Source organism: Bradyrhizobium sp. SZCCHNS30572 (assembly GCF_032484415.1).
Taxonomy (GTDB): domain Bacteria; phylum Pseudomonadota; class Alphaproteobacteria; order Rhizobiales; family Xanthobacteraceae; genus Bradyrhizobium.
The window spans coordinates 378,718-393,596 of record NZ_JAUESY010000008.1; the positions used below are offsets into that span (position 1 = coordinate 378,718).

Sequence of the window (14,879 nt, forward strand, 5' to 3'; positions counted from 1 at the left end):
CAAGACGGTATCGGCGGACGGAAACGAAGAACAGGGAGGATTTTCCAAGTGTCCAAGCAACGGACGCGATCTCCGCAGGCCCGTCCTGCGGAGGGTGTCCGCGCCTTCAAGCGGGGGCTCGACGTGCTGCGCGCGGTCAATCGGTCCGGGGGCATTCGCGCCGGCGACGTGGCGCGCCAGCTCGATCTGCCGCGGCCCACGGTCTATCGGTTGCTCGAAACACTCGAGGAACTCGGCTATGTCGCGCGCAGCGCCAGCGACGACCGCTTCCGGGTCACGCGCCACGCGTTGAGCCTCGGCGACGGCTATGATCCCGGCATCTTCATCTGCCAGGTCGCCGCGCCCTATCTCGCCGAGCTCAGCCGCAGCCTGATCTGGCCGGTCGATCTGTCGACTTATGAGAACGGCGCGATGGTCATCCAGGAGACCACGCATGCGCGCAGCCCGCTCTCGATCGACCGCAGCATGATCGGCAAGCGGCTGCCGATGCTGCACACCTCGGCCGGCCGGGCCTATCTGGCCGCCTGCCCGCCCGCAGAGCGGGACCTCATCATCAACCATCTGCGACGCATCGAGGATGCCGAGGACCTCTTCTTCCTGGCGCCCGAGCGGCTGCAGCGCATGATAACGGAAACGTCCCAGCGCGGCTATGCGATCCGCAACGAGGGCGAATTCAATCCGAAGACGTCGTCGATCGCGGTGCCGATCGTGCGGGGCGACGTCGTGTTCGGCTGCATTTCGATCATCTGGATCCGCTCCGCCATGACCCTCGAGGAGGCTGTCGCTCAGTACGCGGCCCCATTGCGCGACGCCGCGGCCGCGATCCCCGTCCAGGCCTGAGCGTCCGCTGCGCGGACAGTTCGTGACCGCGCCTTGAAGGTGCGAGGCGGTTGCGGAACAGATGCGGCCATGAGCAACATGGTCGCACATTCCGGAAGCTTCGACGTCGTCATCGTCGGTCGCGGGCCCGTGGGCTCGACGCTCGCCAACCTGCTCGGCCTGTGCGGCATCCGCACGCTGATCCTGGAGCGCGAAGCCAAGGCCTATCATTTGCCTCGCGCGGTGCATTTCGACGACGAATGCATGCGCGTGTTCCAGACCATCGGCCTTGCCGACGCCATCCTGCCCCACCTTACATTGAGTCCCGGCATGCGCTTCGTCGATGCGGGGGGACGATTGCTGCTCGACTGGCCGCGCCCCAGCGAGTCGACCGCGATGGGCTGGAATCTGAGCTACCGCTTTCACCAGCCCGATCTCGAAGCCGTGCTCAACACCGGCCTGGAGCGCTGGCCTCATGTCGAGCTGCGCACGCGCTGTGATGTCTTCGCGCTCGAGCAGGACCGCGAGGGGGCGCGCGTTCGCTATGAGGACCTCGGCACCGGCCGGCTCGTCGACATCTCCTGCGCCTATGTCATCGGCTGCGACGGTGCACGTTCGCTGGTGCGCCGCTTCATCGGCTCGGCGCTGGACGATCTCGGCTTTCACGAGCGCTGGCTCGTCTGCGACGTGCTGCTGAGGGAGGAGCGGCCCGATCTCGGCGATTTCAGCGTCCAGCACTGCAACCCGCAGCGTCCCGCAACCTATATTCGCGGCACCGGCAACCGGCGCCGGTGGGAGATCACGGTTCATCCCGACGAGGACGCGGTCGAGATCACCCAACCGGCGCGCGTGTGGGAGCTGCTCTCGCCCTGGCTCCGGCCCGCAGAGGCCGAGATCGAACGCGCCGCCGTCTACACATTCCACTCCGCGGTCGCCCAGCAATGGCGTGCCGGACGGTTCCTGCTCGCAGGCGATTCCGCGCATCAGACCCCGCCTTTCCTCGGTCAGGGCATGTGTGCCGGCATTCGCGACGCAGCCAACCTCGCATGGAAGCTGGCGCTTGTGATTGCCGGGAAGGCGACGCCTGATCTTCTCGACACCTATCAGAGTGAGCGCGCGCCGCATGTGCGCGAATTCATCGAGCTCGCGATCCGGCTGGGTGGGCTGATCAACACCAAGGCGGTCGAGGCGGCGCTTGCGACCGGCACGGCACAGGGCGACGGCCAGCTCAAGCTCGACGTGCAGAAGCCAGTGCTCGGCCCGGGCCTTGCCTGCGGCGAACGCAGCATGACGGGAAAGCTGGCGCCGCAATTCCGCAGCCGTGATCACGGCCGCAGCGACGACCGCGTCGGCTATCGCTTCGCGCTGCTATGCCGGTCCGGTCTCGGGACCGCAATGATCGAGCAGCATCATGCCCGCCTGACGGCCGCCGACGTCGCCGTCATTTGCGGCGAGGAAGCTGGCGGCCTCGACGGCTGGCTCGATCAGCACGGCTTCGACGCCGTGCTGATGCGCCCCGACCGCTACATCCTGGGTGCTGTCCGCACGGGCCAAGATCCCGCGGCGCTGTTGTCAGGCCTCGCCTTCCTCGCACCGCCGCCGAGCGCGGCCTGAGCGTTTCCGTTCTTTTTGAGAGGGTTCACGTATGAAGCTGGTTTCCTTTGTGATCGACGGGCGTCCCGGATACGGCGCCGTGAAGGGAGACGGTGTCGTCGACCTCGGCCGGCGGCTGCCGGCGAAGAGCCTGCGCGCGCTGCTCGAGGCGGATGCGCTTCGCGACGCCGCCGCGCTGCTCACCTCCGAACAGCCCGACTATCCGCTCGATGCGATCACCTTCGCGCCCGTCATCCCCGATCCCGGCAAGATCATCTGCGTCGGCCTGAACTATCGCGACCACGTCGCCGAGACCGGACGAACGGTCACCGAGAAGCCCGCGCTGTTCGCGCGCTTTCCGACCAGCCAGGTCGGACATCTGCAACCGGTCATTCGCCCTGGTGTCTCCGATCATTTCGACTATGAGGGCGAACTCGCGCTCGTGATCGGGAAAGCCGGCCGGCATGTCCGGCGCGAGGACGCGCTCACGCACATCGCCGGCTATTCCTGCTACAATGAAGGCAGCATCCGCGACTGGCAACGCCACACGTCGCAATTCCTGTCGGGCAAGAGCTTCGACCGGTCCGGCGCATTCGGCCCCTGGCTGGTCACCGCCGACGAAATTCCCGACCCGTCCAAGCTGACGCTGCAGACCCGCCTCAATGGCGAGACCGTGCAGCGGACCACCACGGATCTCCTCATCACCGACGTGCCCGATCTGATCGTCTATTGCTCGACGATCATGACCTTGCTGCCGGGGGACGTGATCGTCACCGGCACGCCGGGAGGCGTCGGCTTCAAGCGCACCCCGCCTCTGTTCATGAAGCCCGGCGATACGGTCGAGGTCGAGATCTCGGGCATCGGCGTGCTGCGCAATCCCGTGACTGCCGAACTGGAAGCCTGACGTTTCCGCCTCGCGGAGAACCGCGAGGCGCACCAATCAAACACGACAAAAAGCCAAATCTTCAAATCCGGGGAGGATCATCATGTCGCGCTGTCTCAGATCCAGCATCGCTGGCCTGCTACTGCTTGCAAGCTCATCCGCGCAGGCCGAAATCAAGGGGGGTGCCATCCGTATCGGTGTGCTCACCGACATGACCGGCATCTTCGCGACCGCGATGGGGCCCGGCTCGGTGGAAGCGGCCCGGATGGCCGCTGAGGAATTTGGCGGTAAGATCAACGGCAGGCCGATCGAAATCCTTCAGGCCGACCATCAGAACAAGCCGGATATCGCGGTCGCGATCGCCCGGCGCTGGTTCGAGCAGGACGGTGTGCAGGCGATCGCCGACGGCGGCAGCTCCGGCGCGGCCCTTGGCGTCCAGGAACTGGTGCGCAGCAACGGCAAGATCTTTCTCATCTCCGGGGCCGGCGCCAATCAGCTCACCGACGAGGCCTGCGCCCCGACCTCGGTGCAATGGACGCACGACGCCTATTCGACCGCGACAGCCGTCGTCTCGGGCATCATGCAGACCAGCAAGGAGCCGTGGTTCTTCATCACCGGCGACTACGCGTTCGGCCATTCGGTCGAGGCGACCGCGCGCGCCCGCATCGCCGAGCTCGGCGGCACGGTCGCCGGCAGCGTCAAGGCGCAGCTCGGCACGCCGGATTACGGCTCGTTCCTGCTGCAGGCCCAGGCCTCCGGCGCCAAGATCCTGGCGCTCAACGTCGCCGGCGACAATGCCACGGCCATCAAGCAGGCCGAGGAATTCGGGCTTGCGGCCCAGGGCATGAAGATCGTGCCGATGTCGTTCCAGAACGTCGACATCGAAGCCATCGGCCTCAAGGCGACGCAGGGCGATCTCATCGTCACCAGCTTCTTCGAGGATGCCTCCCCCGCCGCGCGCCGCTTCTCCGACGCGTTCTACGCGCGCCGGAAGGCGATGCCGTCACAGATCCAGGCCGGGGTCTATTCGGCCGTGCGGCACTATCTGCAGGCGGTGAAGGATGCCGACAGCGACGACGGCGCAACGGTGATGGTCCGGATGAAGGCCACGCCGGTCTCGGATGCCTATGCGGACCACGGCCAGATCCGCGACGACCAGCGCATGGTGCACGACCTGTATCTGGTCCAGGTCAAGACCCCCGCCGAATCGAAGCGCCCCTGGGACTTCGTCAAGCTGGTGACGAAGATCGCCCCCGATCAGGCGTTTCGCCCGCTCGACCGCAGCAAGTGCAGCCTGGTCGGCAAGTGAGCACATGAGCGACCAAGCATGATTCCGGACGATCAGCGCGCCGTCATCATCACCGCCGCGGGCGGCCCGGAGGTCCTGTCGGAGCGACAGGACTGGCCGGTCCCGCGCCTCGGACCAGACGATGTGCTGATCGAGGTCGCAGCCGCCGGCATCAACCGTCATGACTGCAACCAGCGCGCTGCCGGGCCGTCGCGGGAGCCCAATCCCATACCGGGATTGGAAGCCTCGGGGCGCATCGTGGCCTGCGGCGCCAACGTTTCCCCGGAACGGCTGGGTAGAGCGGTGATCGCACTGACCGACGGCGGTTCATACGCGCAATACGTCGCCACCGATCAGCATCTTGCACTGGACTTGCCGAGCGGCCTCGACTTGATCCAAGGCGCCGGCCTACCCGAAGCGCTGTTCACGACCTGGTTCAATTTCTTCGAGCTGATGCGCATGATGCCCGGCGAGACCGCCCTGATTCATGGCGGAAGCAGCGGCGTCGGCACGATCGCGATCCAGCTCCTGCGCGCGCTGGGTCATCCCGTCATGGCCACCGCCGGCACCGCAGAGAAGCGCGCCCTGGCACTCGGGCTCGGCTGCAGCGCCGTGTTCGACTATGCCGATCCCGATCTCGCCGAGCAGATCCGCGCGGCGACGGGGAAGCGCGGGGTCGACTGCATCCTCGACACCTCCGCCGGCGCTCACATTGCGCAGGACCTTGCGGCGCTCGCGATGGGCGGACGGATCGCCCTGCTCTCGGCCGGACATGGCAAGGAGCTGGCGGTGCCGCTGCGCAGCCTGATGGCGCGCCGGGCCAGCATCACCGGCGCATTCCTGCGGTCGACGTCACTCGATATCAAACGCCGCCTCGCAAGCGAGCTGCGGCAGCGCATCTCGTCCCTGCTCGGAACGGCCATTCGGCCGCACATCGACAGCACCTATCGCCTGTCCGAGGCAGCCGATGCGCACGAACGCATGGAGACGGGCCGGCACATCGGGAAGATCATGCTCAACGTCCGCGAATGAGCGACGATCCACGTCGCTGCGCCCGCCACGCGCAACGAGCGCCCGCCTACTGCTTCACGCCCGGGATCAGGGCCTTCAGCTTGGCCATGTCCTTGACGTTCATCTTCATGCCGCCGGGCATCACGATGTCCCCGGGCTTCTGGTCGGGCTTGCAGGCGCCGAGCCATCTGGCCTCGATCGTCATCGCGGTGTCCTTCACCCCGGTGCCGGCGGCGCCGCCCGTGACGCGCGACATCGTCTTCACCGTATAGGCCGAGTTGAAGTCGCCGGTGATGTCGGCATGCGACGTCGTATTGATGCCGCCGAAATTGCAGACCGAATCGGAGACGTAGCCGGTCGCGGTCTTCTGGATGTCCTGCTTGGAGCAGACCTGCTGCGCCATCGGCGAGGCGAAGTTGTTCATCTCCTTGTCGGTGGCCGCGTCGGTGCAGTGCTGCATCGTCGCCTCCGGCAGCTGACCGCCGGATCTGATCATCTTCAGCTCCCACAGGCCGGCCTTGCGCACCGGTAGGTCGACGGCCCGTGCCTCATGGCTCGCGGTCACGCCCAGGAGGCAGCAGGCCAACAGCCCAATTGCGATGCGTGTGCAGGTCATATGCCCCGTTCCGGCTCGTTGATCGATGCCGGAGCGAATGCCGCAGAAAAATGGCAATTGGGAGAACGGCAGTTGATGGAAGGTCAGTACAGCGTCCGCAGCGGCCGCTGCGCCGAGCCATAGGGCACCCAGCGGCAGGCGAACGAAACGTAGCCACCGTAGCGCGCATCGACGGCGCGGAACTTCGCGACCTTGCCGTAGGAGGCGCAATGATCGACCGCGAGCTGGCGCGCATCCGTGGTCTGGGCCAGCTGGAAGGCGATGATGCCGCCGGTGTCGTTGCCCTTGAAGGGCGGCACCACGTCGGCCTGGGCGGATGCCGCAACCAGCACCATCCCAGTGGCCACGAGGCCTGCAGTCTTCACGAATCCGGCCATCAGCGTCCGCATTGCATTCTCCTCGATCTGGCCCGCCATTCTAAAGGTCCTGTCCGGTCAAGAAAAGAACACCGGCCTCGCGTTAACAGGACTAATCGTGGAGTGTTGCCGCGTTGCACTTGACCTCCTGTGGCCGCCGCGGCACGGTCCACGCTCCCGGATCAGCCTTGCGGACGGCCCATGCGCGACTTCAGCTCACCTTTCAAGATGTTCGGCGCCGCCTGTGGCGCGCTGCTTGCCGCCATCGTCGCCACCGCCCCGGCTCAGGCCGCCAACCCGCTCGAGATGAACTTCTGGTTGTCCGGTCCGAAATATGAAGGCCGGGTCGCGCCTTGCGAGGCGGCCATTCCGACCATCGTCTCGCGATTCCAGGACAAGGAGAGCACCTTCTGGAATTCCTCGCTGACGATCACCGGCGTCGCCAATGTCCATGAGATCGCCTTCCGGCCCTGGCAGTCCGACAACATTCCGCGTCGCTTCTGCACCGGCAGCGTGATGATCAGCGACGGCAAGGCGCGCACCGTCAACTTCTCGATCATCGAGGATGGCGGCTTCGCCGGCTATGACCAGGGCGTCGAGTTCTGCGTCGTCGGCCTCGATCGCAACTGGGCCTTCAATCCGGCCTGCCGCGCCGCCAAGCCCTGATTCGCCTTTCCCGGCGTATCGGCCGCTCGCGCGGGCGGCCGGCTGACGAATGGCTGCCTCGGGGCAGCCATTTTTGTTCTTGAAATGTTCCAGCGCACTGGTAGGCTCCTGGCATTGTCCGGGGAGTACGCCATGTTCGATTGCCTGTGCCGACCTGCCGTCCTGTTGTCCAGAACGATCGCCTGCTTTGCCCTCTTGCTCGGCGTGCTCACGGCTGGCGCCGCCGAGGCGCAGGACCGCCGCCAGAATGCGCCGGGCGCGTTCGACTTCTACGTTCTCTCGTTGTCGTGGTCGCCCTCGTACTGCGCCGAAGCCGAGGAGCGCGGCGGTCGCGGCAGCCGGTCCCAGCAATGCAGCGGCCGACCGTAATCGTTCGTCGTGCACGGGCTGTGGCCGCAATACGAGAACGGCTACCCCGAATATTGCGAGCAGCCGGCGCCGCGCCTGCCGCGCAACATCATGACCTCGATGCTCGACCTGATGCCGGCGCCGGGCCTGATCTACAACGAGTGGGACAAGCACGGCACCTGCGCCGGCGTGTCGGCGAAGGCCTATTTCGAAGCCATCCGCAAGGCCCGCGCCGCCATCAAGATCCCCCCGGAATTCCTCGATCTCGCGGAGGCCAAGACGGTGGCGCCAGCGGCGATCGAGGAGGCCTTCATCAAGGCCAACCCCAAGCTCACGACATCGGGCATTGCCGTCACCTGCAATCGCACCAGGCTGAGCGAGGTCCGGATCTGTCTGTCGAAGGATCTGGAGTTTCGCAACTGCGACGAGATCGACCGGCAGGCCTGCCGGCGCGACGAGGTCAACATGCCGCCGGTCCGCGGCGGCTAGCGGCTGCGAATCGGGGCGACGCAGCGCGTCGGCCTGCGGCGCCTCCTGCGGCGGCGCTCATCCGCGGCTCTCCGGAGGGCATCCGGCGCATCGACGGGGTACCCTTTTGACGCGGAACGGCGTAACCGGATGGCATGAACTACCGACATGCCTTCCACGCCGGCGGCTTCGCCGACGTCATCAAGCACATCGTGCTGACGCGCATCCTGGTCTACCTCCAGGAGAAGCCCGCCGCGTTCCGGGTGATCGACACCCATGCCGGCGCCGGCCTGTATGACCTCACCGGCGACGAGGCGACGCGCAGCGGCGAGTACCTCACCGGCATCGCCCGCGTGCTGCAGGCGCGGCTGTCCGACCAGGCCTATGCGCTGGTCCAGCCCTATCTGGATATCGTCCGATCGTTCAATCCCAAGGCCGAGCTGGTCGCCTATCCCGGCTCGCCGCTGATCGCGCGCGCGCTGCTGCGGCCGCAGGACCGCATGACCCTGTGCGAGCTCGCGCCGATCCCCCGCAAGCAGTTGATCGATCAGTTGCGCCGCGACACCCAGGCCCGTGTCGTCGATCTCGACGGCTGGGTCGCCCTGCCCGCCTTCGTGCCGCCGAACGAGCGCCGGGGCGTGGTGCTGATCGATCCGGCGTTCGAGGCGAAGGATGAGTTCGAGCGGCTCGCCGATCGCTTCGCCGCGGCCTTCGCGAAGTGGACCACCGGTATCTACGTGCTGTGGTATCCCGCCAAGAGCCGGCGTGCGACGGAAGAGCTGAGCGATCGTGTCGCGGCGCTCGCAGCCGCGGCCAAGCCGCCGGGCAAGGTGCTGCGGATCGAGTTCAGTGTTGCGCCGCAGATCGAAGGCGAGGCGCTCACCTCGACCGGGCTGCTGATCGTCAACCCGCCCTGGACATTACATGACGAGCTGAAGCTCATCCTGCAGGAACTGCAGAAGCCCCTCGGCCAAGGCGGCGCGGCGCGCTTCCGACTCGAATTCCCCAAAGCTTGAAACGGCGACTGGTCGAAAAGCCGTAGTCAATCGGCGCGGAACCGTATTATTGTGTCAGATTGTAAGACTGGCTTTACGTTCCGCTTCCGCGAATGGTTGCGGCGGGGTGATCAAGGCCTAACAAGATCCGGCGATCCGGCGCGGCGAGCGCTGGGCGTTAAGGTGGCCAACGCTTTCCGATCAAAGTGATGTCCGGTCGGACGCTGCGCAGGGCGCGCAGTGGAGGAAGCATTGCGGGGGAGGAGTTTCCCGATGGCCATGACTGGGACGGTCAAGTTCTTCAACGGCGAACGCGGCTACGGCTTCATCAAGCCGGACGACGGTGGACGCGACGTGTTCGTGCACATCACGGCGGTGGAGCGCGCGGGCCTGAAGGACCTGACCGAAGGACAGCGGATCAGCTTCGAGGTCGAGCCGGACAAGAAGGGCAAGGGCCCGAAAGCGGTGAACCTGGTGCTGTCGTCTTAGGGCGAGCCCGCCTGGCGGTGGTTCACGCGCCGGCATGATTGCAGCCGGGCGCGCCTCGACGCCACCTCTTCGCTGGTTTGGAAGCTGTCGGCAGCGCCTGCTCGCGTGCACAGCATTGCCGGCTCGTACGTGCAGGCCGCGCGCAGTGATGCGCGCCTGCCAGATTGCACAGAGCGCTCCGACAAAAAAATCCCGGCCACGCGAGCGGCCGGGAGGTTGTCGTTGGACGTTTCTTCTTCCTATTCCCTCGTTGCCATCAGAAGTGGAAGTTGATGCCTGCGCGCACAATTCCAAACCGATAGTCGTTCTTCGCCCCCGTGATCACGAAATTGCTGCTGTCGAGATCGACGTAGAGATACTCGATCTTGGCGGTCCAGTTCTGTGCCAGACCGAACTCGGTGCCGGCACCGAGCGTCCAGCCCACCGTGGTGTGCGATTCCGAAAGACCGAAGGTCTCGGCGCGCAGGCCGCCAAAGGCGAGGCCGCCGGTGCCGTAGAACAGGATGTTGTTGAAGGCGTAGCCGGCGCGGCCGCGCAATGTGCCGAACCACGGGTTCGAGAACTTCCACGGGGCGAAGGTGTCATTGGCGCCGGTCAGGTTGATGTCGCCCTCGGCGCCGAACACCCACGGGCCGTTCTGCCAATTGTAACCCGCGGTCAGGCCGCCGGTGAGACCGGACGGCTTGGTCGGGTTGTTGCCGACGGTGCCCCATTCATAGCCCAGCGTGCCGCCGAGGTAGGGCCCGGCCCAGCTGTAGGCGTTGAGGGGCTGGTTCACGGTATAGGGCGCGCCGCGCCCGTAGCCGAGATCCGCCGCCTGGGCCGAGACCGATCCGAGAGCCGCCGCGCCCAAGCCCGCCGCGGCGGCAGCACCGACCAAGAACCTGTTCATCGCTCACTCCACGCCACTCGCCGTCACCCGCCGGAGCCTGCGCCGCGCGACTGTGGTGCGCGGGCCGGCGTGGTTACGGAACTCTCGCTTCTTTCGTGAGCATTTATCGAGAGTTTTAGGTTAAGCCGTTGTTAAGCCGGGTTACCCGGCCATTAACGTGCTTAACGAAGCGTTACCGCCCTGCCCTGTGCATGGCGCCATCGCAAGCTGGCGAGACGGCGCGGCAGCGCTTAGTTTGCGGACATGACCACCCACAGCTCCGATCCACCCAAGGCGCCGACGCCCCCGAGCCGGCGTGGCGCGGCCGACCTGCCGCCCGAGACCATCGACACGCCCGACCTCGATCCCGCCGCATCGGCTGCGGACGAGGACGATGACGGCCGGCTGCCGGAGCTGGCCGAGGAGAGCCTGGAGGCGGTCGGCGAAGGTCCGCTTGCGATCGGCCACGCGGCGATCGAGAACGCGGTGCGGCTGGCGCCGACCTCGCCGGGCGTCTACCGCATGCTCAACGCGGCGCACGACGTGCTCTATGTCGGCAAGGCCAAGAACGTCAAAAAGCGCTTGTCGTCCTATGCGCGTGCCAACGCGCCGCTGCCGGCGCGCATCCTGCGCATGATCGCAGCCACCGTGACGGTCGAGATCGTCTCCACCACCACGGAGACCGAGGCGCTGCTGCTCGAAGCGAACCTCATCAAGCAGCTCAAGCCGCGCTTTAACGTGCAGCTGCGCGACGACAAGTCGTTTCCCTATATTCTCATCACCGGCGACCATTGGGCGCCGCAGATCCTCAAGCACCGCGGCGCGCAGTCCAGGCCGGGGCGCTATTTCGGTCCGTTCGCCTCGGCCGGTGCCGTCAACCGCACCATCACGGCGCTGCAGCGCGCCTTCCTGATCCGCTCCTGCACCGACTCGTTCTTCGAGAGCCGCACCCGCCCCTGCCTGCTGCACCAGATCCGCCGCTGCGCCGGGCCCTGCACCCAGGAGATCGACTTCCCCGGCTACACCGAGCTGGTGCGCGAGGCGACCGACTTCCTGTCCGGACGCAGCCAGGCGGTGAAGGCGCTGCTGGCGGCCGAAATGGAGAAGGCGTCGGGCGAGCTCGAATTCGAGACTGCCGCCGTCTATCGCGACCGCCTCGCGGCGCTGTCGGCGATCTCCTCGCAGCAGGGCATCAATCCGCGCACGGTCGAGGAAGCCGACGTGTTCGCCATCCACCAGGAGGGCGGCTATTCCTGCGTCGAGGTGTTCTTCTTCCGCACCGGGCAGAACTGGGGCAACCGCGCCTACTTCCCGCGCGCGGAGAAGAGCTATCTGCCGGAGGAGGTGCTGTCGGCGTTCATCACGCAGTTCTACGACGAAAAGCCGCCGCCGAAGCTGATCCTGCTGTCGCACGAGATCGAGGAAGCCGAGTTGCTCGCCGAGGCGCTGTGCGTCAAGGCCGGCCACAAGGTCGAGGTGTCCTGCCCGAAGCGCGGCGAGAAGAAGGACCTCGTCATCCATGCGCTGACCAATGCGCGCGAGGCGCTGGGCCGCAAGCTCGCGGACACCGCAACGCAGAGCCGCCTCTTGGAGGCGATGACGACGACGCTCGGTCTGCCGCAGGTCCCGAAGCGCATCGAGGTCTACGACAACAGCCACATCCAGGGCACCAACGCGGTCGGCGCGATGATCGTCGCCGGCCCCGACGGCTTCATGAAGAACCAGTACCGCAAGTTCAACATCAAGTCGGAAGGGCTGACGCCCGGCGACGACTACGCGATGATGAAGGAGGTGCTGCAGCGCCGCTTCAAGCGGCTGGTGTCACCGTCGGAGAAGGATGTCGCCCGCGCGGCCAAGGAGGACGACGTGCCGCAATGGCCGGACCTCGTCATCATCGACGGCGGCCGCGGCCAGCTCAATGCCGTTCGCGAGATCTTCACCGAGCTCGGCGTCACCAATGTCGCGCTGATGTCGGTCGCCAAGGGCCCCGATCGCGACGCCGGCCGCGAGACGCTGTTCATCCCGGAGCGGGAGGCGATCAAGCTCGAGCCGCGCGACCCCGTGCTGTATTTCATCCAGCGGCTGCGCGACGAGGCACATCGCTTCGTCATCGGCTCGCACCGCAAGCTGCGCAAGAAGGACATCCGCGAGGCCGGCCTGCAGGAGATCCCCGGCATCGGCCCGTCGCGCAAGCGCGCGCTGCTGCACCATTTCGGCACCCTGAAGGAGATCGAACGCGCCTCGATCGCCGATCTCGGCAAGGTGCCGGGCGTGAGCGCCGAAAGCGCGCGGAAGATTTTCGAGTATTTTCACAGCAACGCGAGCTGAGCCGATCGCGGCTCAAGCCGCAGCCGGCGGCTCCTGCTTCACCGCATCGGCGAACTTCCGCATCAGCCGCACCAGCTCATCCACATCGCGGATCTCCCAGCTTTCGAAGATGGCGCGGCCGATCCGCTCGCGCGCAGCGTCGACGAGGTCGGTCATGGCCTTGCCCTTCGGCGTGATCACCGCCTCGCGCACCCGCCGGTCCGCGGCGCTGGCCTGGCGTGCCACCAGCCCGAGGCTCTCGAGCTTGGCGACCTGGCGGCTGACGGTGGTGTAGTCGCGCCCGACCCGATCCGCCATCTCGACCACACCGATCGGGCCAAATCGCTCGATTCCGACCAGCAGCGGAAACAGCGCGCGGTCGAGCGCGATGCCGGCTTCCCTGATCAGCGCCTCGTCGCGCTGCGGCCGGTTCATCACGGCCACAATGTCGAGCAGCGCCCCGTGCAGGACGCGGAGCTGCTCACTTATATGTGTATTTTGCACATTATTCCTTGGCGACATCAGTCCCTCCGGATATATGTGCATTATACACATATAATCCGGAGCTCCACCATGAAAGCCGCTATTGTCCAGAAAGCCGGGCAGCCGCCGGTCTACGCCGATTTCGCCAACCCGATCGCTGCTCCTGACGAGCATCTGATCACCGTGACCGCCGCAGCGATCAGCCAGATCACCAAGGCCCGCGCCTCCGGCACGCACTACAGCTCAACCGGCGCGTTTCCCTTTGTGGCTGGGATCGATGGCGTCGGCCGCTGTGAGGACGGCAGCCGGGTCTACTTCGTGCTTCCCAGGGCCCCCCATGGCGGCATGGCCGAAAAGACGGTGGTGCCGAAGGCGCGATGCCTCGCCTTGCCCGATGATCTCGATGACGTCACCGCGGCGGCAATCGCCAATCCTGGCCTGTCGTCCTGGGCGGCGCTGCGCGAGCGCGCACACCTCCGCGCCGGCGACACCGTGCTGATCAATGGCGCCACTGGAACGTCCGGTCGGCTCGCGGTTCAGATCGCCAAGCATCTCGGTGCGGCCAAGGTGATCGCGACCGGGCGCAACGCCGCGACGCTGCAATCCCTGACCGCGCTCGGCGCCGACGCGGTCATTCCCCTGGTCGGCGATGGCGACGCGCTGGAGGAACGTTTCAAGCCCCATTTCGCCGGGGGTGTCGACGTCGTGCTCGACTATCTCTGGGGCGCCAGCGCCGAGCGGCTGCTGATGGCAGCGGCCAAGGCGGGCGCGGAGGCGAGACCGATCCGATTCGTCCAGATCGGCTCCATCAGCAGCGGCGACATCACCCTGCCGAGCGCGGTGCTGCGCGCATCAGCCATCGAATTGATGGGCAGCGGCATCGGCAGCATTCCGCTCGAGCGTCTGATCGCGCTCACCGGTGAGTTGTTGCAGGCGGCCATCCCTGCCCGGCTCGAGATCGCGGCCGATCCGATCCCGCTGAACGCGATCGAACGCAATTGGGCCAGGGATGATGCCACCCGCCGCGTCGTGCTCACCATGTGAAAGCCGGGACAGCAAAAAAACGACGAGTTGGCAGGCTGTCGGCAAAAACAATTTACCCGGATAAAAATATACGCTAATTACCCGGGTTAAAGTGGAGCCCCACCATGACCCCCGACCAGCGCAAGGCGGCCGTCGCCGCCTATAAGGAACGCAAGACACCTGCCGGCATCTTCGCCGTGACCTGCGCCGCCACCGGCCAGCGCTGGGTCGGCTGCGCGCCGGATCTCGACAAAATCCAGAACCGGCTGTGGTTCACCCTGCGCCAGGGCGGCCACCGCCGCGGCGGGTTGCAGGCGGCCTGGGCCGCCCATGGCGAAGGGTCGTTCAGCCTGGAGGTGATCGAGACCTTCGACGACGAAACGCTGACCTTTGTGCGCGACCGCGTGTTCGCGGAACGCCAGGCGCATTGGTGCGCGGTGCATGGCGCGGAGGCGATCTGAGGCTTTCGCTCAAGCCTTCGCGCAGCCGTCACTGCACCGCAACAAGGTCCCAGCCGTGCGTCGCGCCCGCCGATCTGCGCACTGGCGCGACCGCGTCCGGTTGCTTAATGAAGCGTTGCGGGTCGCGTTGCCGCATGCGCAAGAGTTCCTATCTCCGCAAGACTTCGTTGCGATTCGCGTCATATCTGCGTCATCCTGCCGA

General features: G+C 66.3%; 15 protein-coding genes and 1 pseudogene. 12 read left to right on the plus strand and 4 right to left on the minus strand.

Annotated features, from left to right (window positions below; genetic code table 11):
* Nucleotides 1-48 precede the first annotated feature (48 nt).
* The 5 genes from QX048_RS24245 (at nt 49) to QX048_RS24265 (ending at nt 5,615) form a co-directional block, all read left to right on the plus strand.
* The gene (locus QX048_RS24245) at nt 49-840 is read left to right on the plus strand and encodes a DNA-binding transcriptional regulator (RefSeq protein WP_315754435.1); all 792 of its coding nucleotides are present in this window, start codon (nt 49-51) and stop codon (nt 838-840) included.
* Between the two features lie 69 nt (nt 841-909).
* Nucleotides 910-2,433 carry a bifunctional 3-(3-hydroxy-phenyl)propionate/3-hydroxycinnamic acid hydroxylase gene (locus tag QX048_RS24250; protein ID WP_315825367.1) on the plus strand — a complete coding sequence of 508 codons (1,524 nt, stop codon included), beginning with the start codon at nt 910-912 and terminating at the stop codon, nt 2,431-2,433.
* 31 nt (nt 2,434-2,464) lie between these two features.
* Nucleotides 2,465-3,316 (plus strand): fumarylacetoacetate hydrolase family protein, encoded by an 852-nt coding sequence (locus QX048_RS24255; RefSeq protein ID WP_316200728.1) that lies wholly within the window; start codon nt 2,465-2,467, stop codon nt 3,314-3,316.
* Between the two features lie 82 nt (nt 3,317-3,398).
* Nucleotides 3,399-4,604, plus strand: a complete 1,206-nt coding sequence (locus tag QX048_RS24260; protein WP_316200727.1) for an ABC transporter substrate-binding protein — start codon at nt 3,399-3,401, stop codon at nt 4,602-4,604.
* 18 nt (nt 4,605-4,622) lie between these two features.
* Nucleotides 4,623-5,615 (plus strand): NAD(P)H-quinone oxidoreductase, encoded by a 993-nt coding sequence (locus QX048_RS24265; protein WP_316187097.1) that lies wholly within the window; start codon nt 4,623-4,625, stop codon nt 5,613-5,615.
* Nucleotides 5,616-5,661: 46 nt separating this feature from the next.
* On the opposite strand, the gene QX048_RS24270 is transcribed toward QX048_RS24265, so the two are convergent.
* Nucleotides 5,662-6,210 carry a DUF3617 domain-containing protein gene (locus QX048_RS24270; protein WP_315754445.1) on the minus strand — a complete coding sequence of 183 codons (549 nt, stop codon included), beginning with the start codon at nt 6,208-6,210 and terminating at the stop codon, nt 5,662-5,664.
* Between the two features lie 83 nt (nt 6,211-6,293).
* A complete protein-coding gene (locus QX048_RS24275) occupies nt 6,294-6,599 on the minus strand; it encodes a hypothetical protein (RefSeq protein ID WP_316166178.1) in 306 nt (101 codons plus the stop codon).
* A 168-nt stretch (nt 6,600-6,767) separates the two neighbouring features.
* Between QX048_RS24275 and QX048_RS24280 the strand changes: the two genes are divergently transcribed.
* From QX048_RS24280 to QX048_RS24295, 4 genes and pseudogenes are all read left to right on the plus strand, one after another.
* Nucleotides 6,768-7,232: a hypothetical protein gene (locus QX048_RS24280; protein ID WP_315713599.1), complete on the plus strand. Its 465-nt coding sequence runs from the start codon at nt 6,768-6,770 to the stop codon at nt 7,230-7,232.
* Nucleotides 7,233-7,364: 132 nt separating this feature from the next.
* Nucleotides 7,365-8,069, plus strand: a pseudogene (locus tag QX048_RS24285) (ribonuclease T2 family protein).
* Nucleotides 8,070-8,203: 134 nt separating this feature from the next.
* Complete coding sequence (locus QX048_RS24290) at nt 8,204-9,064, plus strand: 23S rRNA (adenine(2030)-N(6))-methyltransferase RlmJ (RefSeq protein WP_315713601.1); 861 nt, start codon at nt 8,204-8,206, stop codon at nt 9,062-9,064.
* A gap of 252 nt (nt 9,065-9,316) precedes the next feature.
* Complete coding sequence (locus tag QX048_RS24295; protein WP_006612991.1) at nt 9,317-9,532, plus strand: cold-shock protein; 216 nt, start codon at nt 9,317-9,319, stop codon at nt 9,530-9,532.
* A gap of 256 nt (nt 9,533-9,788) precedes the next feature.
* On the opposite strand, the gene QX048_RS24300 is transcribed toward QX048_RS24295, so the two are convergent.
* Nucleotides 9,789-10,424 carry a porin family protein gene (locus tag QX048_RS24300; RefSeq protein ID WP_315713602.1) on the minus strand — a complete coding sequence of 212 codons (636 nt, stop codon included), beginning with the start codon at nt 10,422-10,424 and terminating at the stop codon, nt 9,789-9,791.
* Nucleotides 10,425-10,667: 243 nt separating this feature from the next.
* Between QX048_RS24300 and uvrC the strand changes: the two genes are divergently transcribed.
* Nucleotides 10,668-12,731 (plus strand): excinuclease ABC subunit UvrC, encoded by a 2,064-nt coding sequence (gene uvrC / locus QX048_RS24305; RefSeq protein ID WP_315825373.1) that lies wholly within the window; start codon nt 10,668-10,670, stop codon nt 12,729-12,731.
* Nucleotides 12,732-12,743: 12 nt separating this feature from the next.
* Here the strand turns inward: uvrC and QX048_RS24310 are convergent, their stop codons facing one another.
* Entirely contained in the window at nt 12,744-13,232 is a 489-nt protein-coding gene (locus QX048_RS24310) for a MarR family winged helix-turn-helix transcriptional regulator (protein ID WP_315713604.1), read from the minus strand.
* Between the two features lie 51 nt (nt 13,233-13,283).
* Between QX048_RS24310 and QX048_RS24315 the strand changes: the two genes are divergently transcribed.
* Nucleotides 13,284-14,237, plus strand: coding sequence for a zinc-binding alcohol dehydrogenase family protein (locus tag QX048_RS24315; RefSeq protein ID WP_315713605.1), 954 nt, complete (start codon nt 13,284-13,286; stop codon nt 14,235-14,237).
* A gap of 104 nt (nt 14,238-14,341) precedes the next feature.
* Nucleotides 14,342-14,677 carry a GIY-YIG nuclease family protein gene (locus tag QX048_RS24320; protein ID WP_315825374.1) on the plus strand — a complete coding sequence of 112 codons (336 nt, stop codon included), beginning with the start codon at nt 14,342-14,344 and terminating at the stop codon, nt 14,675-14,677.
* The last annotated feature ends 202 nt before the right edge of the window (nt 14,678-14,879 follow it).